We start from the raw sequence: 24246 nt of genomic DNA on the forward strand, positions 1-24246 counted from the left end.
GTCGTCCGGCCCCGGGTCGTGCGTGCGGTCGGCCCCGGACCGTTCCGGCCGGTCCCCGGGGCGTCGCGCGGGGTCAGGCCTGCGGGACGGTCTCGGCCGCGTCGCGGTCCTGGAGCCAGTGCTCGGCGTCGATGGCGGCCGAGCAGCCGGTGCCCGCGGCGGTGACGGCTTGGCGGTAGATGTGGTCGACCACGTCCCCGCACGCGAACACGCCGGGGACCTTCGTCTTGGTGGTGGGGGCGTCGACGAGCAGGTAGCCGTCCGGGTCGGTCTCGAGCTGCCCGGCGAACAGTTCGCTGCGCGGGTCGTGCCCGATCGCGATGAACAGGCCGGTGATGTCGAGGCGGCTCTCCTCGCCGGTCTTGGTGTCGCGCAGGCTCACGCCGCTCACGCGGTCGTCGCCGTGGATGGCCGTGACCTCGCTGTCCCACCGGAACTTGATCTTGTCGTTGGCGAACGCCCGGTCCTGCATGATCTTGGACGCGCGCAGCTCGTCCCGGCGGTGGACGACGGTCACCGAGCGGGCGAACTTGGTGAGGAAGATCGCCTCCTCCATGGCGGTGTCGCCGCCGCCGACGACGGCGATGTCCTGCTCGCGGAAGAAGAAGCCGTCGCAGGTCGCGCACCAGGACACGCCGCGGCCGGAGAGCCGCTGCTCGTCGGGCAGGCCCAGCTCGCGGTAGCCGGAGCCGGTCGCGACGATCACGGTCCGGGCGCGGTACTCGTCGTCACCGACCTTGACGATCTTCGGGTCGGCGTTCAGGTCGACCTCGGTGACGTCGTCGGCGATGAGCTCGGCACCGAACCGCTCCGCCTGCTTGCGCAGGTTGTCCATCAGGTCGGGGCCCATGATCCCGTCGGGGAACCCGGGGAAGTTCTCCACGTCGGTGGTGTTCATCAGCGCGCCGCCGGCGGTCACCGACCCTTCGAACACGAGCGGCTTCAGGTCGCCGCGGGCCGCGTAGACGGCGGCCGTGTAGCCCGCGGGCCCGGACCCGATGATGATGACGTTACGGACGTCGCTCACTGTTCTTGCCTTTCCTCGTTCGCGCTCGGTGCCGCGCTGACCCGGCCCGCCAGTCGCGTCAACCGATCCTAGGCCGTGCTGATTCCCACCGGTGGCGACACCCACCGCCCGTAGGCTGTCGCCATGGCACGCATTCTCCTCCTCCACTCGATATACGGGCTCCGCCCGGCCGTGCACGGTGCCGCGGACCGGTTCCGCGCCGCCGGGCACGACGTCCACGTCCCCGACCTGTTCGACGGGCGTGTCGCCGAGACGGTGGAGGAGGGCGGGGAGATCCGCGCGGAGATCGGACGGGACGAGCTGCTGCGGCGGGCGATCGCGGCGGCGGCGCCGCTGACGGAACCGGGCGGCCTCGTCTACGCGGGGTTCTCCCTCGGGGCGGCCGTCGCGCAGAACCTGGCGTTCGCCGACGAGCGGGCGGGCGGCCTGCTGCTGATGCACGGCACGTCCGATCTGCCCGCGGACGCGTCGACCGAGATGCCGGTGCAACTGCACGTCGCCGATCCGGACACGTTCGAGCCGGTCGACTGGCTGAACGCCTGGTACCTGCGGATGCGCAAGGCGGGCGCCGACGTGGAGGTGTTCCGGTACCGGGGCGCCGGTCACCTGTTCACCGATCCCGACCTGCCCGACCACGACTCCGAGGCCGCCGAACGGGCCTGGGCGATCGCCCTCGACTTCGTCGCGTCCCTCTGACCGCCCACCCGCCGCGGGCCACGCGGACGGCCCCGGACGCGCGTGCGTCCGGGGCCGTGCCGTGGAAAAGGTGGATCAGCCGTCGATGCGCTTGAGCAGGTGCTGGTTCCGGGCCGTGCACTCCGGGCCCACGACCCAGATGTTCCAGGCTCCGGACCCCTCGCCGCGCAGCGCGATCACGGTGGCCTGCTCGCCCTCGTACTTCGCCTCGTCGACCAGGTCGGGCGCCCGTCCGCCCGTGACGCCCCCGACGCAGCCGGCCAGCCGGTCGCCCGGCGGCGCGGCCGGCATTTCCCCGGCCCGCCCGGCGAGACCGTCGACCTGGGTGGTCAGCGTGCCCGCGCGGTAGGCGGTGCCGCTGTGCACGACGGAGAACGACGGCGCCCGCATGATCTGCGAGCCCGGCGACTCGGCGTCCCCGGTCGGCGGTACCGCGCCCGGCCGGCCCGAACCGCCCGAAGTGGTCGACTCGCCCGACTCGCTCGACGTGTCGGCCGGGTCATGGGCGGGCGCGGCCGCCTGGCCGTGGTCGCCGCTCATCTCGTCCAGGGTGATGCCGCCGATCAGCCCGGCGCCGCCGAGCACGACGACCGTCGCGGCCGCCGCCGACAGGATCCGCCAATGCCGCCTCCCACGCCGTTGCTCCAGGCTCACCACGGTGGCGTTGTCGAGCGACTCCGCCGCCAGGGCGGTGTCGATGCGCTCGGCCAGCTCGGCGGGCATGGACGGGACGGGTGCCTCCGCCAGGATCCGGGAGACGTCCGCAAGATCGGCGGATCGGTCCCGGCAGTCGGCGCAGGTTTCCAGGTGCGCGTTGACGGAGGCGGCTTGGTCGTCTTCGAGCAGTCCCTCGGCCAGGTCGGCGAGGACCTCGTAGTCCACATGTGCGGGGTTCACTTGGGCATGCCACCTCCTTCCACACCTCCGACGTTTTTCGAGTCGTGTCGGTTCCGGTGGTGCCGAAGGAGCGGGGCGAGCCGCGCGCGTCCCCGGGCGCAGCGGCTCTTGATCGTCCCTGGTGGGACCTCCAGGACGCGCGCCGCGTCGTCGACCGAGTAGCCCATCATGTCGACCAGGACGAGCGCCGCGCGCTGCTCGAACGGGAGTTCGAGCAGCGCGGTCCGGACGTCCAGCGAGACGCCGTGCGCGTCGGTGGGGTCGGGCATCTTCGGCGCGACGGCGTCGAAGGTCGCGTCGTCGCCCATGGGCGTGGCGGGCCGGACCGACTTGCGGCGGATCCGGTCGAGGCACGCGTTGACGACGATCCGGTGCAGCCAGGTGGTGACGGCGGCGTCCCCGCGGAACCGTGCGGCGGCGCGGAACGCCGACAGGCAGGCGTCCTGGAGGGCGTCCGCGGCCTCCTCGGGGTCGCCGACGGTGCGCAGCGCCACCGCCCACATCCGGTCGCGGTGCCGCTGCACCAGCATGGAGAACGCGTGCGGGTCTCCCTGCGCGTGCCGTGCCAGCAGCTCCTTGTCGGGAACCTCGTCGACGTGACGCATGCTCACCGACGTCATGAGCGACAGCCTTCCGGTCCGTGACCGGCCGCGCGTGCTGTGGAAGACACCACGAAATCCTGGGGGGAGGGGGACATTCTGCTCAGAGGCACGATACAGACATCGGCGTCTTCTCGTCACAGGTCAGATACTTCGCCGGAGGCGGAGATCATCAACGGTCGGGGGTGGTATTCCGGGATCAATTTCCGTAAACGGTGACCTCGCCGAGGCGGCCCTTGGGCTTCCCGGCCGGCGGCAGTTCGGTGAACCACGCGAGGACGTACTGTCCGGACACCGCCGGGTTCACGGTGAACGTCAGCTCGCCGCCGTTGCAGGTCTGCCGCCCGACGGGCCGCATGCCGTCCACGGACGGGGCGTTACCGACCTTGACCTGGAGCTGGCCGCCGCTCACCGGGCAGGCGACCTTCACGCTGGACACGCTGACGGACTTGCCCATGTCGAGCGTCACGCCGAGGCCCTCGGTGAACCGGCCGAAGTTGACGTCCGCGTAGCTCTGGGTCTCCCACCGGCCGGACGGGTCGCCGTCGATCAGCGTCTGGACGTTCTTGTGGATCGAGGTGTCCGGATGATCGCCGATCGGCTTCTCGGCCCCCGCGATCCCCTGCGGCGTCAGCGCGCTGGCGGACGGTGCGGGGTTGTTCGTCTGCTGCCCCGGATCGGCGCTGCCGCCACCGCCGTCCTTCGCGTCGTCCCCGCCGCTCGACAGCGCCCACGCGCCGACGCCGACGATCACGGTGAGCGCGGCGGCGGCGATGCCCATGAGCGCGCGGTTGCCGGGCTTGCGCGCACCGGGGCCGCCGGGCGCCCGGTGGCCGGGCGAGGAGTGCCGCGCGGGCCGCGTCGGCTGCGAGACGTCGTGGCGGTGCTGCCGCGGGGGCAGCTGCGCGGTCGCGTCCGGGGGCGGGGCCGGGGCCCGGCGCGGCGGGGGCGCCGGGGCGCGGCGGCCGTGGTCGGCGCGGTTCGGCTGCTGCGTGTGGTGCGGCTGCCGCGGCGGCGCCGCCGGTTTCGGTGCGGGCCGCCGGGGCGGCGGCTGCGTGTTCCCGAGCCCGGCGAACAGCGGCAGCGGCGTTCGCGGCACGCCCCGCAGCGCCTTCACCAGTTCGGCGGGCGTGCCGATCGGCTCGCCGCCCGCGGCGTGCTCGATGCCGAGGCAGCGGCAGACGATCGAGTCGACCCCGTGCGAGATCCCCGCCTGCACCTGGCGCGGCGGATGCGGGACGCCGTCGGACGCGGGGGCCGCGGGCAGCACGGTCGAGGAGCCGGGGGCGTCGGCGGGGCCGGGCCAGTGCGCGGTGAGCGCCGCGTAGAGCAGCCGGCCGAGCCCGCGGACGTCCTCGGCGGCCGGGTCCTCGCTGGTGCGGTCGCGCAGGACGGCGTCGGTGGCGATGCCGAGCAGCTTGACGGTGCCGCCGGTCGTCCAGACGAGGTCGCCGGGCGCCAGGCACAGGTGCGACAGCCCGGCGGCATGCGCCGCGGCCATCGCCTCGGCCGCCTCGTACAGCAGGGTCGCGGCGCGGCCCGGCTCCAGCGGCGCCTTGGCCAGCATGTTCTCCAGGGTCTCCCCGACGACCCACTCGCTGACCACGTAGGCGCTCTCGCCGCTGTCGTCGGCGTCGAACACCTGGGTCAGCCGGGGATCGGTGAGCCGGCTGGCGGAACGGGCGGACGTGACGACCTCGGCGATCCGGGGGAACTCGGGGTCGAAGGTGCGGACCGCGACGGCCCGCGCGAGGATCTCGTCGACGGCCTTCCACAGGGTGGAGCCGCCAGAGTCCTTGATGCGCTTCTCAAGCCGGTAGCGACCGGCTAGACGATTACCGGGCTCGATCATCGACGTGCTCAAGGCAACGTCCTGCGCAGGTGGTCAGATCCCATGTCCGTGGCGTGGCAGCTTACGCCTCCGACCCTCCTCTTTGCGTTCCCCAGGGTGTCGCCCCGCAAGCCGTAGTCCCCCACATGGTAGTGGCTAACCGCCCGGGCGGCCGCCTTATCGGCGCGCGTCCCGTGTACTTTGCCGCGCTTTCCCGCCGTCCGGTAGTTACCAGACGGTCAGCGTCCCGGTAGCCGCCGCGCGAACGTGGAGACCATCGTCTGCACCTCCTCGACGCGCAGGAGCTTGGCGGTGACCAGGTAGAGCGCCCCGCCGCCCGCGGTCCCGACGGCCAGGACGAGCAGCGCGGCGGGCAGCGAGTCCGCGCCCGCCACCGCGTCCACGACGGCGTGCGTCGCGTACGCGAATCCCGCGAGCGGGACCACCGCCGCGAGCAGCTTCAGGTGCCCGCCGACGATGCGGCGCCCGTCCATCCCGCCGAGCCTGCGGCGCAGCACCAGCCAGGACGTCGCCGCACCGGCCACGTTGGCGAGGCCGAGCCCGGCCGCGATGCCGACCACGATCCACGTCACGTCCAGGACGCTGTAGGCGGTGTAGGCCAGCGCGATGTTGCAGCCGACGGTGACGAACCCGATCAGCGCGGGCGTCCGCGTGTCGCCGTGCGCGTAGAACACCCGCAGCATCAGCTGGTAGGTCGAGAACGGCACGAGCGCGATCGCGAACATCTGCATGATCCGCGCGATGACCCGGGCGTCGTCCGCCGAGGCGTTGCCGTGCGCGAACAGCACCGTGGTGATCTCCGGGCCGAGCACGAGCATCAGCGCCGCCGCGGGCATGATGATCACCGACGAGAGCCGCAGCCCGCCGGAGAACGCGGCGCGCACGTCCGCCGTCTTGCCCTCCGCCGCGAACCGGCTCATCCGCGGCAGCAGCGCGGTGATCACCGACACGCCGACGATCGCGTACGGGAGCTGGAAGAGCTGGTAGGCGTTGAAGTACGGCGTGTACCCGTAGCCCTCCCCGAGTCCCTCCTCCACCGCCGTGTTGCCCGCCATGTTCGTCAGCCGCGTGATCACGACGAGCGCGCTCTGCGTCAGCGCGACGTACAGCAGCGTCCAGCCGGCCATCGACGCGACCTCGCCCAGCTCCCCCTTCTTGAAGTCCAGCCGGGGGCGCCAGCGGAAGCCGACCTTGCGCAGCGACGGCCACAGCGCCAGCGTCTGCAGGACGATGCCGCCGGTGGTGCCGATCGACAGCAGGAGCAGCATGTCGTCGGAGATCGTGTCCGGATCGACCGGGCCCGCGGTGATCGCCAGGAACGCGCCGCCGATCGCGATGACCACCAGGTTGTTCAGCACCGGCGCCCACATCGGCGCGCCGAAGCTGCCGCGCGAGTTCAGGATCGCGCCCGCGAACGCCCCCACCCCGTAGAAGAAGATCTGCGGGAGGAAGAACCGGGCGAACAGGATCGCGACGTCGCGCTGGGGTCCGGTGAAGCTGCCCCCGAGCACGTCGATGAACACCGGCGCGAGCAGGATCGACCCGAGCGTCAGGGCGGCCAGGCCCAGCACCGCGAGCGTGAACACCCGCTGCTCGTACTGCTCGCCGTAGGTCCGGTCGCGCTGCTTCGCACGCACCAGCAGCGGGACGATGATGCTCGTCAGGATGCCGCCGAGCAGCAGGTCGTAGATCTGGTTCGGGATCGTGTTCGCGGTGTTGTAGGCGTTCGCCAGCAGGCCCGTGCCGAGCGCCGCGACGATCACGGCCGTCCGCAGGAACCCGGTGACCCTGGACGCCAGCGTGCCCAGCGCCATGATCGCGCCGGACTTCAGGATCCCGCCGGACGATCCCCCCGACGAACCGCCCGACGAACCGCCGGGCGGCTCGGCGCCGCCCTGCAGGTCCGGGCCGTCCACGATCGTCTGCGCGGGGATGTCGACGGCCGTCTCCTCCGCGATGGCCGGCACGGGGATGCCCGGCGTGTACCCGGGGGCCTGGGGGTGCCCGTGGTGCGGGGTGCCCTGGGGGGTCGGGGGGCCGAACGCGTCGCGGCCGGGGGCCCCGCCTTGGGGGTGCCCGCCTTGGGGGGGCCCGCCCTGGGCTTGTCCGTGGGCCGGGCCTTGTCCGTGGGGCGGGGCTGCCGCACCGGGGCGTCCGGGATCCTCATATCCGTACCCGGACATTTCTGGATTCGGATACCCGCCGGGACTCCCCTGCGCGAATCCCTGACCGGGCTGCGGATTCCCGAACTGCGCCGTGTGCGAGCGTCCGGGGTCGTTCCGTTGCTGCTGTCCCGGGTGCCCTTGCCCGGACGGTCCGCTCGCAGGCCCGTGGCCGAACTGCGCGGTGTCCGAGCGCCCGTGCCCGGGACGTCCGTCCGCGGGTCCGGGCCCGCCGGGCGTCCCGGCCTGCCCGTGCGCCGGCTGCGGGCGGTCCCACTGGCCGCCTTGTCCGTACATGTCGCGACCCGGTGGCATTCCGCCCGCGCCTTGCCCCTCTTCGGCGCGCGCCCGACTCGGCCGCTCCTGTCCGGGGGCTGCTCCCTGGCCGGTCCCGCCAGGCCCCGGCGTCCCGTAACCGGGCCCTCCGCGACCGGGTACGGGCCGGTCAGGGCCGCCGTGACCGGGTGCCCCCTGGCCGGGTGCTCCCTGGCCGGGCATTCCCTGGCCGGGGCCGCCTCTGCCGTGATCGGGCCGTGCCGGGCCGGCGCCGCCGCGTCCGGGGCCGGGTGCTGCCTGCGACTGCGGACCCTGGCCACGCGCGCCGGGGCCGGGTGCTCTCTGGTCGCGGCCGTCGTGACCGGGCCCGTTCTGTCCGGCCGCATGCCGGCCGGGCGTTCCCTGGCCGGGCCGACCGCGGCCCGGGGCGCCTTCGCCGTGTCCGGGTGCTCCTTGGCCGGGCCCGCCGTAGCCCGGCACCCCGTGTGCGGGCGCGCCCTGCTCGTGTCCGCCCGGTGCGGGACCCGCCTGGCCTGGGGCGCCCTGCGCGGACGGGGGCGGGCCGGGCTGCGCTCGGCGGGGGTCCGGCTGGTGCGGGCGGCCGCCGGCCGGGCCCTGGCCGGACGGTGCCTGGGGTGACTGCGGCCGGTTCCACCGGTCCTGGCCGGACGGGGGCGGACGGCCGTGGCGCGGGGTGTACGGGTCAGCGGGCGGGGTCGCCTGGCCCGGGGTCGGCGCGGGTGGCGCCTGACCGGGATATCCCTGGTTCGGCTGCGGAGGGCCCTGGGCCGGGTACTGCGGCGTCGGGCTCGGCCCCTGCCCCGTCCCAGGGGGAGGTCCCTGAGAGTTCGGGGTCGGGTAGGCCGGGTCCTGCGAACCCGGGGCCGGGGAATCCGTCCCCTGGTCCTCCGGTCGCTCCTGGTCCCATTCCGGTCGACCCGTCACCGGCTGCCTCCGCTTTCCGGCGGCGCCTTGCTCTGATGGCCCGCACTCCGACGCCCACGAAGAGTACGGCAAGTCCGCCGCCCGTGATGAGCAGCGCTATCTGTCCGTATCCGGTGGCGCGGACGGTGACGGTCTCGCCGTCGCCGAACGGCCGGCCGGTGCCGGGGGTCACCAGCTGCAGGTTCATCCGGAAGATCCCGTTGCCGTACGCCTGCGCGGGGACCCACCGCGTGACCCGCTCCCCCGGCTGCAGCTCGATGATCTGCTGCTCGGGGTCGAGCGCGCCGAGCTGCAGCTTGGCGGTGTTCTCGGAGGTGGCGACGAGCCGGACCCGGACGGCCTGGCCGGTCAGCTCGTTCTCGATCGTGACGGGCAGCGTGCCGGTGCTGCCCGTCATGTTGATCCGTTTGCTCTCGGGCGTGAGGAAGCGCACCCGGCCCATGTCGCGGTCGAGCTGGTCCGAGAGCGCGACCCGCGCCTGCTTGGCGTCCTTGGAGTCGGCCCGCCACGCCGACGACACGATCCGCAGCAGGGACTTCTCGTAGGAGAGGTTGTACGGCTCGGTCATCACGGAGTGGAGCGATTCGGCGCGGCGCGCGATGCTCCACACCCGCTTGAGGTAGCTCTCGCCGAGTTCGTACCTCTCGTAGTGGTCCGGGTAGTTCCGCCACGTCCGGGGCTGCGGTTCGGACTTCTCGATGTCGTCGAGCGAGGCCTCCTTCAGCCAGTCCGCGCCCGCCGTGTACTCCAGGAGGTTCTCGGCGAGGCCGGGGTAGGGGTCCCAGCGCCGGTCGGGCGCGACGACGACGGTCCGCTGGAGTGCCGGGGCCTCCGCGGCGATCATCGCGGTCTCGGCGAGGAAGCGCTGCTCGGTGAGCAGGGACGACCCGAGCGTGTCGCCGTCGTGGGTGACGATGTCGCTGAGCGTCTCGTCGTAGAGCAGCGTCGGCTTGGTCCCGGAGCTCGTCTCGAAGGTGGTGGCGGCGTTCGGGTAGCCCTGCGGGGGCTGCTGGAAGTGCCGGCTGCTGAGGAGGAACGCGCCATCGTCGCCGACGACGTTCTTCGCCAGCCAGTCGGCCGTGTCGTGCCCGACGGAGCCGCCCGGGGGCCAGGCGACGCGCGCGTCCGGGGCGCGGCCGAGGACCTCGCTCGCGACGGCGAGGTTCTGCGGCGCGAACGCCGACCGGACCTGCTGCGGCATCTTGTGGCGGACGAGCGCCAGCAGGTCGGGGTCGGCGTAGGGCAGCGTGAAGTACGGGTCGTCCTTGGCCGCGGACGTCAGGGACTTCAGCCAGGCGGCGGCGGCGCGGCTCTGCGGCTTGCGCGCGGTCTCGTCGGCGCCCGGGGCGCGGACCGCGTACTCGCCGGCCGCCATGCGCCGCACGTCGTCGAGGAGCGCGGGGTCGACGGCCCACGTGATCGGGGTCTCGGTGGCCTCGGCGGCCTGCACCAGGCGGGTGAGCCGGCCGTCGGCGGCGAGGCCTTCGCTCAGCTCGTCGTCGATGAACGTCGCGTCGTTCGTGCGGTGCTGCTCGTCGGCCAGGGGCCACACCCAGCCGATCGAGACGGGCTTGAAGTTCGTGCTCTCCGGCATGTAGGTGATGAACGTGGTGAGGCCGCCGACGGGCACGCCGGCCGCGTTCAGCACCTCGACGCCCACCGGGTAGACCCCGGGGGTGCCGCCGTTCGGCAGGCGGAGCGCCTTGGCGGTCGTCTCGAGTTTCCACGCGTACTTGACGCCGGGCTCGGCCGCCCCTCTCAGCCGCTGTTGCGGGCCGGTGTAGGGGAGCTGCTGCGCCGGTGTCTCGCTGTACTGCTCGAGCTGGCTGCGGCTGTTGACCGGCCGGTTGGCGAAGCGCAGCCGCACGCTGACGCCGTTGAGCGCGGCGTCCGTCCGGTTCCGGACGAGTCCCGAAAGTTCGATCTTGGAGTTGGCCCGGACGGTCTGCGGGCCGATCTCCGTGAGCGCGATGCCGACCTGCGCGCGCGCGGACGCCTCGGGCTGCAGGGGGGCCGTCCCCGGGTTCGCCCGGACGGGCGCCGCGCCGGGGGCCGCGGGCGTTCCGGCCATAACGGGGTTCGCCGCCCACGCCAGGCAGGGCAGCAGGGCGGCCAGCGCGACCGCACGTTTGATCGTTCGCACGCCGTATCCGCTCAAGGGCCGTCCGCTCAAGGGCCGTCCGCCATCGGGGACGCCGCCGGGCGGCGGGCGTCGTTTTCCCGCACCACGGCCCCGATGTTAGTCCGCGCCGCGGGGGCGTCAGACCTCCTTCCCGCCCGAGTGCCGAATTACCGTCGATACCGGGCCGGAAGCCGCACGGCGGGGCGGGCGCCGCGGCACGGGCCGTCCCGTCAGCCGACGGGGTGGCGCGGCCCGGGCGTGTTGGGCTCGCCCTGCCCGATGTGCCGGACGGATCCGGCGGGCACCTCCTGCCGGACGTGCTCGGCGCGCAGCCCGGCGCCGAACAGGTCGGCGGGTTCGGCGCCGCACAACTCGAGCAGGGAGCGGGCGCGGATGCCGAGCGCCGTGGACGCCTCCCCGGTCGGGGTGTAGACGACGTCGTCGGGCGGCAGCGCGTCCACCAGGCGGCGGTCGATCAGCAGCCGGACGGTGCCCGGCAGCAGCAGCGGGCAGACGAGATCGGCGGCGTACTCGGTGGCGGCGTTGATGACGTCCGGACGGGCGGGACGGGCGTGCCGTGCGCCGACCGCGCGCCGGACGGCCTCGGCGGGCGGCCGGTCCCCGGCGGGGACGATCGCGCCGGCGAGGAACCGGCCGGTGCCGCGATGCCCGTCGCAGGCCAGGACGCGCGTCGCCAGGCAGCGGCCCGCGGGCAGGCCGAGCGCGCGCGGCAGCTCGTCGGCGGCGCCGATCGCGATGGGCAGCCGTACGATCTCGTGCACGGTCTCCCATGCGAGCAGCGCGCGGTGGATGGCGAGAGCGTCCATCATGTTCGGCTCCGTCCCGCGGGGCGGACCCCGCCTCACCCGACACCCGGTCTCCCGGTTCCCTGCCTCGTTCGCACTGTGCCGAAAGTCGAGGCGTACCCGGCGCGCGGGCCTTCACCCGCGCGGCGCGGCACGCCGGACCGTTCGATGCGCCGGTTCGATGCGCGCTGCCGCACCTGCGGCGGACCGGGGGCCTGCGGTGTCCCGCTACCGTTGTCGTGCGGGAGGCTCACCGGCGGTCGCGTGGGCGTCATCGGGGCATGTCCAGAACGTAACCCGGAGATAGCCCCTTGTGAAGGGCCCGCGGTCCTTCTTCCTCCGGGGCGTCCCGCAAGGGCTCCCGCGCGGGTCCCCGCGGACCACCGAAAGTCCTTTGTCAGCCCGTCAATCAAGGAAATACGCTCGATGGCCGTGCCCAACCCGGCGCCGAACCAGGTGCCTGACCACGACGCGAGCTCGGAGCAACGGTTGCCCAACGACAACGCCAACGCCGAGCCCGCCCGGACGGACGCCGCGGGGGCGCGGCGCACCGCGATCGCCGAGCTGCTGCGCCGGATCGCCCCCGTCGCCGACGAGCTCGGCGAGCGCTTCGCGGCCGCCGGCCACGAGCTGGCCCTCGTCGGCGGGCCCGTCCGGGACGCGCTGCTGCGCCGCCCCACCAAGGACGTCGACCTCACGACGGACGCGCCGCCGCAGCGGATCCTGGAGCTGATCGACGGCTGGGCGGACGCCGTCTGGACGATCGGCATCGAGTTCGGCACCGTCGGGCTCCGCAAGGACGGCACCGAGCTCGAGATCACGACCTATCGCAGCGAGTCCTACGACCCGAAGTCGCGCAAGCCCGAGGTGTCGTACGGGACGTCCCTGCACGAGGACCTGCGGCGCCGCGACTTCGCCGTGAACGCGATGGCGGCGCGGCTGCCGGGATACGAGTTCGTCGACCCGTTCGGCGGGCTGACCGATCTGCGGCGCGAGGTCGTCCGCACCCCCGGCCGGCCCGAGGACTCCTTCAGCGACGACCCGCTGCGGATGCTGCGCGCCGCCCGGTTCGCCTCGCAGCTCGGGTTCGCCGTCGCGCCGGACGTCGTCCGCGCGATGACCGAGATGGCCGGGCGGATCGAGATCGTCTCCGCCGAGCGGGTCCGCGACGAGCTGTCCAAGCTGGTCTGCGGCCGGTACCCGCGGGAGGGCCTGGCGCTGCTCGTCGACACCGGGCTCGCCGCGCACGTCCTGCCCGAGCTGCCGAAGCTGCGCCTGGAGATCGACGAGCACCACCGGCACAAGGACGTCTACGAGCACTCGCTGATCGTGCTGGAGCAGGCCATCGCCCAGGAGGAGGACGGTCCCGACCTCGTGCTGCGGCTCGCCGCGCTGCTGCACGACATCGGCAAGCCGCGGACCCGCCGGTTCGAGTCGGGCGGGCGGGTGTCGTTCCACCACCACGAGGTCGTCGGCGCGAAGATGACCCGGAAGCGGCTGTCCGCGCTGCGCTACCCGAAGGACGTCATCGCCGACGTGTCCCGGCTCGTCGAGCTGCACCTGCGGTTCCACGGCTACGGCACCGGCGAGTGGACCGACGCGGCCGTCCGCCGGTACGTCCGCGACGCGGGCCCGCTGCTGACCCGGCTGCACAAGCTGACCCGCGCCGACTGCACCACCCGGAACCGGCGCAAGGCCGACCGGCTCCGCCGCACCTACGACGACCTCGAGGCGCGCATCGAGCGGCTGGAGCAGGAGGAGGAGCTCGCCGCGATCCGCCCGGAACTGGACGGCAACGAGATCCAGGAGATCCTCGGGATCCGGCCGGGGCCGCTCGTCGGCCGCGCCTACAAGTTCCTGCTGGACCTGCGGCTCGACCGGGGCGTCATCGGCAAGGAGGCCGCGACGGACGAGCTGCTCCGCTGGGCCCGCGCCGAGGGCGTCCTCGACGGGTCCGGCGGATCCGAGGGGTCCGAGGGGTCCGAGGGATCCGAGGGGTCCGAGGGGGACGCGCCGTGATCCCGCTGCAGCTCGGGCGGATGAGCCCGCGGGAGACCGAGCGGATGCTCGACTTCGACCGCGAGCACATCTGGCACCCGTACGCGCCGATGCCCGCGCCCGTCCCGGCGCTGCCCGTCGTGTCGGCGTCCGGGGTGCGGCTGACGCTCGCCGACGGCACCGAGCTGATCGACGGGATGTCGTCGTGGTGGGCGGCCGTGCACGGGTACCGGCACCCCGAGCTGGACGCCGCCGTCACGCGGCAGCTCGGCAAGATGTCGCACGTGATGTTCGGCGGGCTCACCCACCCGCCGGCGGTGCGGCTCGCCGAACGGCTCGTCGAGCTGACCCCCGAGCCGCTCACCAAGGTCTTCTTCGCCGACTCGGGTTCGGTCGGCGTCGAGGTCGCGATCAAGATGGCGCTGCAGTACTGGCGGGCGCAGGGCCGGCCCGAGCGGCACCGGCTGCTGACCGTCCGCGGCGGCTACCACGGCGACACGTTCGGCGACATGGCCGTCTGCGACCCCGTGAACGGCATGCACCACCTGTTCGGCGACGTCCTCGCCCGGCACGTGTTCGCGCCGCCGCCCCCGCTCGGCTACACCGCCGAACCCGACCGGGCGTACCTGGACGAGCTCGCGCGCCTGGCCGCCGAGCACGCGGGCGAACTCGCGGGGATCATCGTCGAGCCCGTCGTGCAGGGCGCGGGCGGCATGCGGTTCTACGCGCCCGAGTACCTGCGGGCGCTGCGCGACATCGCCGACGAGCACGGCATCCTGCTCGTCCTCGACGAGATCGCCACCGGGTTCGGCCGGACCGGCGAGCTGTGGGGCTGCGACCACGCCGAGGTCTCTCCCGACATCATGTGCCTCGGCAAGGCCCTCACCGGCGGCTACATGACGATGGCCGCGACCCTCTGCACGGACCGGGTCGCGCACGCCATCACGACCGGCGAGGGCGGCGCGCTCATGCACGGGCCCACGTTCATGGCGAACCCGCTCGCGGCGGCCGTCGCGTCCGCGTCCATCGACCTGCTGCTGGCGCGCGACTGGCGGGACGAGGTCGACACCATCGAGGCGATCCTCACCAGCGAACTCGACGGCGCCGGCGAACTGCCGGGCGTCGCGGACGTCCGCGTCCTCGGCGCGATCGGCGTCGTCGAGGCGGCCGAACCCGTGGACGTCCCGTCCGTGCAGGAGATCGCGATGTCGTACGGGGTGTGGCTCCGCCCGTTCGGCAAGCTCGTCTACACGATGCCCCCGTACGTGTGCACACCGGACGAGACGACGCACATCGCCGCCGCGCTCCGCGCGATCGCCGAATCGTTCGGGGAACCCTAAGGGACGGCGACGCGCTCGGGCGCCCGCGCCGCCATCGCGCGGTACCCGATCGCCCCGACCCCGTACGCGACGATCACCAGCGCGAGTGCGAGCGGCGCGCGCCCGTCCGCCGGCAGCGACACCGCCGCGACGGCCGCGGCCAGCGCGAACACGGCGTTGAACAGCATGTCGTAGACCGCGAACACGCGGCCGCGGAACCGGTCGTCGACCGTCTCCTGCAGGGTCGCGTCCACGCACAGCTTCACGCCCTGCGACACCACCCCGAGGACGAACGCGGCGGCCGCCCACGCCGTCTCGTCGAACGGCAGGCCCAGCACGAACAGCCCGACGCCCCCGGCGGCGAGCAGCCCGGCCGTCCACGCGTCCTTGCCGGTCCGCCGCACCACCGGGGGCGTGGCGACCGCGCCGACGAAGAACCCGGCGCCCGACGCGCCCAGCATGATCGTGAACAGGGCCATCCCCGCGTCGGCGTCGCCGGTGAAGCGGTACCGGCACAGCAGCAGCGTCATGATCAGCACGACGCCGTAGAGGAAGCGGTGGTAGGCGATCGCGCCGAGCGCCAGCGCCGCCGGCGGGCGCCGCCCGAGGTGCCGCGCCCCGTCCCGGAGCCCGTCGACCACGCCGCCGAGCGCCTCCCGCGCCGATCCGTGCCCGGCCCGCTCCCCGGCCGGCGGTCCGAGCCGGCCGCGCGGGAACGCCGTCGCGACCGTCCCGGCCAGCAGGTACAGGCCCGCCGACGCCGCCAGGATCGCCGCCGTCCCGGCGTGCCCCGCACCGAACGCCCAGCGCAGCAGGGCCCCGACGCCGCCGCCGACGAACGCGATCACCGTCCCGGACGTCACCGAGAACGCGTTCGCGAGCACCAGTTCCCGGCGCGATACCACGTGCGGCAGGCCCGCCGACAGCGCCGCGAGGAAGAACCGGTTCACGCCGAGCACCAGCAGCGCCCCGAGGAAGAACCCGGCGCCGTCCCGTCCCGTCGCGACCAGGGCCGCCACCAGCAGGACGAGCGCGGCGCGCAGCACCGGCGCCCACACGAGGATCTGGCGGCGCCGCCACCGGTCGATGAACACGCCCGCGAACGGGCCCAGCACCGAGTACGGCAGCAGCGTCACCGCGAACGCGGCCGCGGCCTCACCGGCGGTCGCGCGCTGCTCGGGGGAGAAGAACACGTACCCGGCGAGCGCCACCTGGAAGACGCCGTCGGTGAACTGGGAGGCCAGCCGCGTCGCGTAGAGACGCCGGAAGTCCCGTCCCCGCAGGATTCCCCGCAACTCGCCAGCCTTCACCCACTCACCCTACGTGCTCCCATTACCGGGAAGATCGGGCCCCGGAGGCGTGCCGGGCCCTGGAGAGAACGCCGGTCAGTGTTCCTCTCGGGGGCGGCCCCCTGCATTCCCCTGCCAGGACGATCGAGCGCCGTCCCGGCTCCGCAGCGTGGTCCGTGTGCCCTGCGAAGGCACCGCACCCCCGGCAAGGGCGACTGGCCGTCGTCCTGCGTTCCGCTCCGGATGACGGTCAGTCGTCCTTCGCCAGCCAGATGCGCGTGTAGTCGTAACCCGCCGCCGTCGGGAGGAAGTGCGTGTTGCGGACGCGGGACGAGTGGAAGATCGTGTGGTTGCGGCTCAGCAGCGGGACGATCGCGGCGTCCTGCATGATGAGGACGTCCGCCTGGCGCCAGAACTCGGCGGCGTCCTCCGGGGCGGACGCCGTCAGTGCGGCGTCGATCAGCCGGTTCACGCGCGGGTTGTTGTAGCCGCCGTAGTTCGTCGAGCCGTCGCCGTAGGTGCGGCCGTCGAACAGCGGCTGGATGAACGAGCGCCCGTTGTTGCCGTACCAGTCGGGCGTCCAGCCGGGCGCCGCGATGTCCCACTGCCCCTCGCGGGCCCGCGCGGGGTGGTGATCGTGCCGCCGTAGAACGAGCCGCCGGTGTCGGGGACCAGTTCGGTCCGGACGCCGCAGGACGCGAGGTTCTCGGCCATCGACTCCGCGAACAGCTTGTGCAGGCTGTTCGTGCGGTACGGGAACTTCAGCGTGAGGCTCGGGTGCCCGGCCCGGGCGAGCAGCGCGCGGCACGTGGCCGGATCGCCCGAGTCGTCCGGCGTCGGGTAGTGGTTCGCGGCGGCGTATCCCGAGTTGCCCGGCGGGATGACCGTGTGCAGCGGATCGGCCACGGCCGGGCCGCCGACGAGCTTGACGAGCGCGGCGCGGTCGATCGCGTACTGCAGTGCCCGCCGCACGTCCCGCTTGGCGAGCGCGCCGCCGTTGTTCGGGCTCAGCAGGTTGAACACCAGGTACGGGTTGCTGTTCGGCGTCTGCTCGATCGCGAATCGGGGGTCGTCGCGCAGCCGGGGGATGGCCGGGGTCGGCACCGGCTGGTCCCAGGCGAGGTCGGCGGTGCCCTGCTCGATCTGCTGCTGCACGGCCTCCGGCGAGTCCTGGCCGAGCGTGACGCGGATCCGGGCGGCGTGCCGCTCGCGCAGCGGGTCGTGCCGCGCCCGCCACGCCGGGTTGCGGGTGAGCACGTAGGAGATCCCCGGCCGGTACTCGGTGATCTGGTACGGCCCGTTCGAGATCGTGTGCTGCCGAAACTCCGGACCGTCGGGGACGTACCGGTCGTACTCCTGCGGGGCGGCGGCGGTGAACGGGAGCGCGAGCAGGTGCAGGAAGTCGCTCGCGGGCTCCCGCAGCTCGAACACGATCGTGCGGTCGTCCTCGGCCCGGACGCCCTCGATCCGGTGCGCGCGCTGGTACGCGGCGATCGCCGCGGGATCTCTCGGGTCGACCTTGAGGAAGCCGTCACAGAACGCCTGCATCCCGGCGAGCGTGGACACGTAGTAGCCCCGGCCGATCGACGGCGCCGCGGGGTTGCACAGCCGCTCGAAGCCGCGCACGAAGTCGTCCGCCGTCACCGGTCGGGGCGGCTCGGTGTTCCACAGGACGCCCTCGCGCAGCCGCACCGTGTACGTCTCGCGATCGTCGCTGACGTCGCCGTTCTCCCGCGTCGGGATCCGCGCCGCCACGTCCGGACGGACCGGGAGCGTCTCGCTGAACTCCCCGGCGGCGCGCGTGCCGAACAGCGTCCGCGCGAACGTCCGCACCAGCCCGTACGCGCCGACGCTGGCGACGGACGCGGGATCGAGGTGCTCGACGTCCGACGAGCCCACGATCCGGAGCGTGCCGCCGCCGCGGACCGGTTCGTCCGCCGACGCGCCCTCGCCGCTCCCCCCGACGCAGCCGCTCAGCCCGGCCGCGAGCACGGCGAACCCCGCCGCCGCCTTGACCATCGCACGTGCCATCACGCCTCACCTCGATGCCCCGGGACCGGGGCGTGCAATCACCGGCGGTGTCACAGTAGGGCCAGAGCGTGACATGAGGGTGACACATCACGGTTTTCTCTATGGAAGTAAAGGACGCCCCGGCGGCACAGTGTGCGCCGCCGGGGCGTCCTTAGGCCCCATGTGGGCGGGCGTCACGGTGACGGGACGCCCGCAGATCCGGGTGAGGAGGTGAAGGGGAAAGTCGGCAGGGGGTCAGCGGTCGAGTTCGCCCGCGATGAACTGCTCGACGGCGTCCCGCGCCTCATCGTCGGTGTACTGCACCGGCGGCGACTTCATGAAGTAGGAGCTAGCGGACAGGATCGGCCCGCCGATCCCGCGGTCCTTGGCGATCTTGGCGGCGCGCACCGCGTCGATGATGACGCCCGCGGAGTTGGGGGAGTCCCACACCTCGAGCTTGTACTCGAGGTTCAGCGGGGTGTCGCCGAACGACTTGCCCTCGAGCCGCACGTACGCCCACTTGCGGTCGTCCAGCCACGGCACGTGGTCGGACGGGCCGATGTGCACGTCGGCCTTCGCCATCTCGTGCGGGATCTGCGAGGTCACCGACTGCGTCTTGGAGATCTTCTTCGACTGGAGGCGCTTGCGCTCCAGCATGTTCATGAAGTCCATGTTGCCGCCGAAGTTGAGCTGGTAGGTGCGCAGCAGCTCGACCCCGCGGTCCTCGAACAGCTTGGCCATCACCCGGTGCGTGATGGTCGCGCCGACCTGCGACTTGATGTCGTCGCCCACGATCGGGACGCCGGCCTTGGTGAACTTCTCGGCCCACTCGGGGTCGCTGGCGACGAACACCGGCAGCGCGTTGACGAACGCCACCTTCGCGTCGATCGCGCACTGCGCGTAGAACCGGTCGGCCTCCTCCGACCCCACCGGCAGGTACGACACCAGCACGTCGACCTCGGCGTCCTTGAGGGCCTGGACGACGTCGACCGGCGTGGCGTCCGACTCCTCCACCATGTCGAGGTAGTACTCGCCCAGACCGTCCAGGGTGGGGCCGCGCTGCACGATCACGCCGCTCGGCGGGACGTCCGCGAACTTGTACGTGTTGTTCTCGCTCGCGTGGATGGCCTCGGACAGGTCCATCCCGACCTTCTTCGCGTCGACGTCGAACGCCGCCACGAACTCGACGTCCCCGACGTGGTAGTCGCCGAACTGGACGTGCATCAGACCGGGAACCCGCGTCTCGGGGGCCGCGTCCTTGTAGAACTCGACACCCTGGACGAGCGAAGAGGCGCAGTTGCCCACACCCACGATGGCTACGCGCACCGAACCCATCCGGTTGCTCCTTCTCCTGTTACGGAACATGTGGTGTTCTTCACCCGACCCCGAGGGCGCCGGCCGCATGGGTCAGCGGCCCTTCTCCCGAGGCATGTCCTGATCAATTTCCGAAGACTTGGCTAGTTTTTCCTGCTCGGCCCGCTCGCGGCCGATGAGCTCGTTGAGCCACCGGACCTCGCGCTCGACGGACTCCAACCCGTGGTTCTGCAGCTCGAGGGTGTAGGAGTCGACCCGTTCCCGGGTCCGCGCCAGCGCCGCCCGGAACCCCTCCAGGCGTTCCTCCAGCCGGCTGCGCCGGCCTTCGAGGATCCGCAGCCGGACGTCGGCGCGGGTGTGCGAGAAGAAGGCGAAGTGCACGCCGAACCCCTCGTCCTCCCAGGACGCCGGCCCGGCCTCGGTCAGGAGCTGCTGGAGGCGCTCCTTGCCGTCGGCGGTGAGCTTGTAGACGATCTTCGACCGGCGGCTCTGCAGTGCGAGGGGAACGTTGGGCTCCTCCGGCCGGTCCTCCATGATCAGCCCCTTCGCCAGGAGCTGCTTGAGGCACGGATAGAGGGACCCGTACGAGAACGCCCGGAACATCCCCAGCAGGGCGTTGAGCCGCTTGCGCAGCTCGTAGCCGTGCATCGGGGATTCGTGCAGCAGTCCGAGCACGGCGAGCTCCAGCACGCCCGCGCCCTTCCTGGCCGCCATCCCGATTCCTTCCGCAGAGGCCGATGTCTCAGTTCGATGTATCGAGTGAATGTATCGGCTCGATACATCGCAAAGATACGTACCCCGGCGCTTGACCGCAAGCCGAACCTGAACGCCGCCTGAACGGGACCCGTCAGGGCGGCCTTCGCCGCCCCGCGGACGCGCGATCATGTACGCGCGCGGACGGTCCCGCTACGAAGAGTGCGGCGGGTCCGTGAATCCGGAGAAATTCGGGTCTATGTGGCGGAAATATGTCAAAGTGGCGCTGCAGCCATCCGGCCGCGTCGCACGTCCCCGGCCGTGGGGGAACAGGCCCCGAGCGGTGACCGATCGAGGAGGGATGCGCCGACCGAACCGTCGGTGAGGACGTCGACCAGCCGGAACGGAGTACGGCCTTGCACAGCGCTCCCCCCGCTCACCAGCCCGCACAGTACTCTTCGGACGGCGCACGAGTCGTTGTCCCCTGTTGATGAGGTCGCGTGAGTAATCCAAGCCAGCCCCGGCCGGAGTTCGGGTCGCAGTGGCCGGGCGGACAGCACGTTCCCCGCCCGGACGATCCGGAGGTGCCGGCTCCCCCCGCCGAACCCGCGGGCGGACCCGACGCGACGGCGATCTTCGGTCCTCCGCCGGGCACCCCCCCGCCCGCCGGACCGTCCGACGCGCTCGGCGGCCTCGACCTGCCCGGCGCGCAGGGCGCCTCCGGCGGCTCCGCCGCCGGGCAGCCCCCGCCCGCCGGTGCCCCCGGATCGGGCGCGCCGGGGACGCCGGGGACGCCGGGCGAGGACTTCGGCGACGCCACCATGCGCGTGCCCCCGGGCTCGAACCCGCTCGGCACACCGGCCGGCGCATCGCCGGGGTTCGGTGGCGGTCTGGACGACCCGCTGAACGCCGGCCCGGCGAGTCCCGGTCTGGGCGACGCGACCGTCCACGTTCCTCCTGGTGGTGACCCCCTGGGCGGTGGACCGCTGGGCAGGCCGTCCGGAGGGCCTTCGGGTGCCGCCGGGGGAGCCGGGTTCGGTTCCGATCCCCTGGGCGGTGGTCCGCTGAGCGGCCCGTCCGGCGGCACACCCGGCGGTTACGGGGGAGCCTCGGGCGGCCCGGGGAGTCCCGGTCTGGGTGACGCGACCGTCCATGTACCTCCTGGTGGTGACCCCCTGGGCGGTGGTCCGCTGGGCGGTGGGCCGTCTGGCGGGTCTTCGGGTGCGGGTTTCGGGGACGCGACGGTGAACGTGTCTCCTGGTTCCGATCCCCTGGGCGGTGGCCCGCCGTCCGGCCCGTCCGGCCCGTCCGGCGGGTTTCCGGGCAACGACCTCGGTGATGCCACGGTCCACGTGCCCCCTGGTTCGGATCCGTTGGGCGGCTTCGGGGCGTCCGCGCGTTCGGAAACGCCCTCGGGTTCCGGTGGCGCCTTCGGGAGCGCCGCGCCGGGGAACGGCCCGAGCGCCGGTGACGCGACCGTCCACGTTCCGTCCGGCGGGGATCCGCGCGGCGGCGGCCCGGTGCCCGGTTCCGGGCCCGGCGGCCCGGGCGGAGCCCCTGGCGGCGGCTCGTCCTCCGCGGAGACGAGCCTGGACCTGTTCAAGGGCGCGCCCGGTCCGGGCGCCGCGGCGATGGGCACGCCGGGGGCGCCTCCGGTGGGGACGCCCATGGGCGGGGCGCCCGGTGGAGCCGCCCAGACGACGGCAGGGGATCCGCCCGGTCCGCCGGTCGGGTTCGGGGCCGGCGGCATGCCCGGTGCCCCCGGAGGTCCGGGAGGCCCCGGCGGGCCGGGCGGTCCCGGCGGTCCCGGTGGGCCCGGTGGGCCCGGTGGGCCCGGACGGCCCGGCGGGGGCGGCAAGCGGAGCCTGTTCGACCATCTGCGGTCGCGCAGCACCGGATGGCGGCGGTTCCTGCCCTCGTGGAAGGTCGTGAGCGGGGCCATCGCGCTCGGCCTCGCGAGCGTGATGACGCTGGTGTGGGTCGCGTACACGAACACGCCGACCCCGGCGGAGCCCACGGTCGAGGGCGTCCAGGACCAGGCGTCGATCTTCTACTACACCGACGGCACCGAGATCGGGCGGATCGGGAAGAAGCGGCAGAGCGTCGACCTGGAGAAGGTGCCGGAGTTCGTGCAGGAGGCGGTGCTGGCGGCGGAGAACCGCAGCTTCCGCACCGACCCCGGGTTCTCGATCAAGGGCACCGCGCGCGCGGTATGGGACAACCTGACCGGCGGGTCCGGCGGTGGTTCCACGATCACGCAGCAGCTCGCCAAGAACTACTACTCCGACCCCAACAACCGGACGATGGGCCGGAAGTTCAAAGAGCTGTTCATCTCCGTGAAGCTCGAGGAGAAGTACACCAAGGACGAAATCCTCGAGCTGTACCTGAACACCATCTACCTCGGCCGCAACACCTACGGCATCCAGGCGGCGTCCCGGGAGTACTTCGGCGAGGACGTCTGGGACCTCAAGCCCCACCAGGCCGCACTGCTCGCGGGCATCATCCAGCACCCCAACCGCGACCCCGCCGACAAGCAGTGGAAGACCTGGGCGCAGGGCCGGTACGAGTACGTCCTGGACGGGCTCGTCGGGATGGGCCAGCTGAAGGCGGCGGACGCGGAGAAGTACAAGAAGGCCTTCCCGAAGCTCCGGCCGCGCAACGCCGGTGACCAGCTGTACGAGGGACAGCGCGGGTACATGCTGATGCGCGCGAAGGAGGAGCTGAGCCGCCTCGGGATCGACGAGCAGGAGCTGACCACCAAGGGCCTGCGGGTGTACACGACGTTCAACCGCAAGCGGATGGCCGACGCGAAGAAGGCCGCCGAGGACAGCATCGCGCAGGTCGATCCGCAGAAGCTCGCGAAGAAGCACATCCAGGTCGGGATGGTGTCGGTCAACACCGCCAACGGCGAGGTCATCGCGTTCTACGGCGGGCCCGGCTACCTGCAGCAGTCGTTCAACACGGTGTGGCAGGGCTCGGCGCAGGCGGGGTCGGCGATGAAGCCGTACGTGCTGGCGACCGCGCTCAAGCAGGGGTACAGCCTCAAGAGCCTCGTCGAGGGGAAGTCGAAGACGCCGCTGGACCCTGAGGGCAACGTGGTGTCGAAGGACGCGCCGGACGCGACGATCGTCCCGAACACGCACGACGTCGGCAAGGCGATCACGCTGACGAAGGCGCTGCAGGAGTCGGTCAACACCGCGTTCCTGCAACTGGCCGGGAAGGTCGGCCTCGAAGAGGTGGTCGAGACCGAGACCGACGCGGGCATCGCCTCCGACCTGCTGGAGGCGCACAAGACCCGGCTGAACCTCGCGCTCGGCGTCAACGACATCCGGGCGATCGAGCAGGCGGCGGGGTACCAGGCGTTCGCCAACGGCGGCGTCTACCACCAGCCGCACGTGCTCCGGGTCGTGAAGCAGAGCGACGACAAGACGGTGCGGCTGAAGCCGAAGTACGAGTCGCGGCGGATCTTCAGCAAGGCCGTCGCGGCGGACGCGACGTACGCCATGCAGCAGGTCGTCAAGGGCGGGACGGCGACGGCGGCGCAGTTGCCGGACGGACGGGACGTCGCGGGCAAGACGGGCACGACGGACCGGAACGTGTCGTCGTGGTTCGTCGGCTACGTGCCGCAGGTGTCGACCGCGGTGACGATGTTCAGCGACGCGAACGGGTCCGACGGGCAGAAGAAGTCGGTCGTCCTGCCGGGCATCGGCGAGGTCGAGGGCGGGACGATCCCCGCGCGGCTGTGGCGCTCGTACATGACGAGGGCGACGAAGGGCCTGGAGGTCAAGGCGTTCCCCGAGCCGGCGTTCGGCGGCATCACGCAGAAGTGGGCCAAGCCGCCGAAGCCGAAGAAGCCCGAGAAGCCGGAGTGGTGCGACGAGCCGTGGGGGAACCTCGACCCGCGGTGCCGCGGCGAGGGCGGCGGCGACGGCGGCGGCGACAAGCCGCCGTGCCAGTCGCCGGTGCCGAACGGGAACTGCGACCCGAGCAAGCCGCCGAGCGACCCGCCGCCGCGGTGGTGGTGCCAGATCCACCGGGGCGCCGAGCAGTGCCGGGGGCGCGGTGGCGACGGCCGCGGGGCCGAGTTCGAGGACGTCCGTCCCCTGGTGCCGTTCGGCGGGCCGCTGGAGTGATGCGGCGATGACCCGATGCTCGTGGACGGCGGCGTGCGGAGCGCCGCCGCCCGTCCCGCCGGTGAGGTCCTCGTCAGATCGGGGTGTGACATGAATTATGTTCGCGTG

17 protein-coding genes are annotated in these 24246 nt (G+C 72.8%); 5 read left to right on the top strand and 12 right to left on the bottom strand.

The features are described 5' to 3' along the window. Positions 1-73: 73 nt before the first annotated feature. Positions 74-1027 carry a thioredoxin-disulfide reductase gene (gene trxB / locus F7P10_RS20625; protein ID WP_151011239.1) on the bottom strand — a complete coding sequence of 318 codons (954 nt, stop codon included), beginning with the start codon at positions 1025-1027 and terminating at the stop codon, positions 74-76. Between the two features lie 123 nt (positions 1028-1150). Between trxB and F7P10_RS20630 the strand changes: the two genes are divergently transcribed. Next, on the top strand, positions 1151-1723 hold the full coding sequence (locus F7P10_RS20630; protein ID WP_151011242.1) for a dienelactone hydrolase family protein: 573 nt from the start codon (positions 1151-1153) through the stop codon (positions 1721-1723). Positions 1724-1798: 75 nt separating this feature from the next. Here the strand turns inward: F7P10_RS20630 and F7P10_RS20635 are convergent, their stop codons facing one another. From F7P10_RS20635 to murJ, 4 genes are all read right to left on the bottom strand, one after another. Continuing rightward, positions 1799-2620, bottom strand: coding sequence for an anti-sigma factor (locus F7P10_RS20635; RefSeq protein WP_151011245.1), 822 nt, complete (start codon positions 2618-2620; stop codon positions 1799-1801). Next, positions 2617-3240, bottom strand: coding sequence for an RNA polymerase sigma factor SigM (sigM, locus tag F7P10_RS20640; protein ID WP_176611589.1), 624 nt, complete (start codon positions 3238-3240; stop codon positions 2617-2619). The genes F7P10_RS20635 and sigM overlap by 4 nt, the downstream gene beginning before the upstream one ends. A 178-nt stretch (positions 3241-3418) precedes the next feature. Next, a complete protein-coding gene (locus tag F7P10_RS20645) occupies positions 3419-5083 on the bottom strand; it encodes a protein kinase family protein (RefSeq protein WP_254715927.1) in 1665 nt (554 codons plus the stop codon). Positions 5084-5289: 206 nt separating this feature from the next. Further along, the gene (murJ, locus tag F7P10_RS20650) at positions 5290-7038 is read right to left on the bottom strand and encodes a murein biosynthesis integral membrane protein MurJ (protein WP_254715928.1); all 1749 of its coding nucleotides are present in this window, start codon (positions 7036-7038) and stop codon (positions 5290-5292) included. Between the two features lie 954 nt (positions 7039-7992). On the opposite strand from murJ, the gene F7P10_RS42540 reads away from it, so the two are divergent. Next, a complete protein-coding gene (locus F7P10_RS42540) occupies positions 7993-8148 on the top strand; it encodes a hypothetical protein (protein ID WP_176611590.1) in 156 nt (51 codons plus the stop codon). Between the two features lie 64 nt (positions 8149-8212). On the opposite strand, the gene F7P10_RS20655 is transcribed toward F7P10_RS42540, so the two are convergent. Further along, a complete protein-coding gene (locus tag F7P10_RS20655; RefSeq protein WP_151011247.1) occupies positions 8213-10597 on the bottom strand; it encodes a DUF6049 family protein in 2385 nt (794 codons plus the stop codon). Between the two features lie 209 nt (positions 10598-10806). Next, a complete protein-coding gene (locus F7P10_RS20660) occupies positions 10807-11406 on the bottom strand; it encodes an aminoacyl-tRNA deacylase (RefSeq protein WP_151011250.1) in 600 nt (199 codons plus the stop codon). A gap of 402 nt (positions 11407-11808) precedes the next feature. Between F7P10_RS20660 and F7P10_RS20665 the strand changes: the two genes are divergently transcribed. Both F7P10_RS20665 and F7P10_RS20670 read left to right on the top strand, forming a co-directional pair. Continuing rightward, positions 11809-13401 carry a CCA tRNA nucleotidyltransferase gene (locus tag F7P10_RS20665; RefSeq protein ID WP_151011253.1) on the top strand — a complete coding sequence of 531 codons (1593 nt, stop codon included), beginning with the start codon at positions 11809-11811 and terminating at the stop codon, positions 13399-13401. Then, the gene (locus tag F7P10_RS20670; RefSeq protein ID WP_254715929.1) at positions 13398-14720 is read left to right on the top strand and encodes an adenosylmethionine--8-amino-7-oxononanoate transaminase; all 1323 of its coding nucleotides are present in this window, start codon (positions 13398-13400) and stop codon (positions 14718-14720) included. Before F7P10_RS20665 ends, F7P10_RS20670 begins: the two co-directional genes overlap by 4 nt. Here the strand turns inward: F7P10_RS20670 and F7P10_RS20675 are convergent. The 5 genes from F7P10_RS20675 to F7P10_RS20690 all read right to left on the bottom strand — a co-directional run bounded on the left by F7P10_RS20675 (position 14717) and on the right by F7P10_RS20690 (position 20026). Then, complete coding sequence (locus F7P10_RS20675; protein WP_151011255.1) at positions 14717-16009, bottom strand: MFS transporter; 1293 nt, start codon at positions 16007-16009, stop codon at positions 14717-14719. The genes F7P10_RS20670 and F7P10_RS20675 overlap by 4 nt on opposite strands. A 229-nt stretch (positions 16010-16238) precedes the next feature. After that, positions 16239-16460 (bottom strand): hypothetical protein, encoded by a 222-nt coding sequence (locus tag F7P10_RS44515; RefSeq protein WP_254715930.1) that lies wholly within the window; start codon positions 16458-16460, stop codon positions 16239-16241. After that, positions 16457-18019 carry an ABC transporter substrate-binding protein gene (locus F7P10_RS20680; protein WP_254715931.1) on the bottom strand — a complete coding sequence of 521 codons (1563 nt, stop codon included), beginning with the start codon at positions 18017-18019 and terminating at the stop codon, positions 16457-16459. The genes F7P10_RS44515 and F7P10_RS20680 overlap by 4 nt, the downstream gene beginning before the upstream one ends. 234 nt (positions 18020-18253) lie before the next feature. Then, a complete protein-coding gene (locus tag F7P10_RS20685; protein WP_151011258.1) occupies positions 18254-19333 on the bottom strand; it encodes an inositol-3-phosphate synthase in 1080 nt (359 codons plus the stop codon). 72 nt (positions 19334-19405) lie between these two features. Then, complete coding sequence (locus tag F7P10_RS20690; RefSeq protein ID WP_151011261.1) at positions 19406-20026, bottom strand: PadR family transcriptional regulator; 621 nt, start codon at positions 20024-20026, stop codon at positions 19406-19408. Positions 20027-21933: 1907 nt separating this feature from the next. Between F7P10_RS20690 and F7P10_RS20695 the strand changes: the two genes are divergently transcribed. Continuing rightward, positions 21934-24138 (top strand): transglycosylase domain-containing protein, encoded by a 2205-nt coding sequence (locus F7P10_RS20695; RefSeq protein WP_151011264.1) that lies wholly within the window; start codon positions 21934-21936, stop codon positions 24136-24138. Positions 24139-24246: the final 108 nt, after the last annotated feature.

It is taken from the genome of Actinomadura sp. WMMB 499 (assembly GCF_008824145.1).
In the GTDB taxonomy this organism is placed as follows: Bacteria; Actinomycetota; Actinomycetes; order Streptosporangiales; family Streptosporangiaceae; genus Spirillospora.

What these genes read in the sequence shown, in the direction of transcription:
- F7P10_RS20630 (WP_151011242.1), top strand. Translation starts at nt 1,151, where the DNA reads ATGGCACGCATTCTCCTCCTCCACTCGATATACGGGCTCCGCCCGGCC.
- sigM (WP_176611589.1), bottom strand. Translation starts at nt 3,240, where the DNA reads ATGACGTCGGTGAGCATGCGTCACGTCGACGAGGTTCCCGACAAGGAG.
- F7P10_RS20660 (WP_151011250.1), bottom strand. Translation starts at nt 11,406, where the DNA reads ATGATGGACGCTCTCGCCATCCACCGCGCGCTGCTCGCATGGGAGACC.
- F7P10_RS20665 (WP_151011253.1), top strand. Translation starts at nt 11,809, where the DNA reads ATGGCCGTGCCCAACCCGGCGCCGAACCAGGTGCCTGACCACGACGCG.
- F7P10_RS20680 (WP_254715931.1), bottom strand. Translation starts at nt 18,019, where the DNA reads ATGGCACGTGCGATGGTCAAGGCGGCGGCGGGGTTCGCCGTGCTCGCG.
- F7P10_RS20685 (WP_151011258.1), bottom strand. Translation starts at nt 19,333, where the DNA reads ATGGGTTCGGTGCGCGTAGCCATCGTGGGTGTGGGCAACTGCGCCTCT.
- F7P10_RS20690 (WP_151011261.1), bottom strand. Translation starts at nt 20,026, where the DNA reads ATGGCGGCCAGGAAGGGCGCGGGCGTGCTGGAGCTCGCCGTGCTCGGA.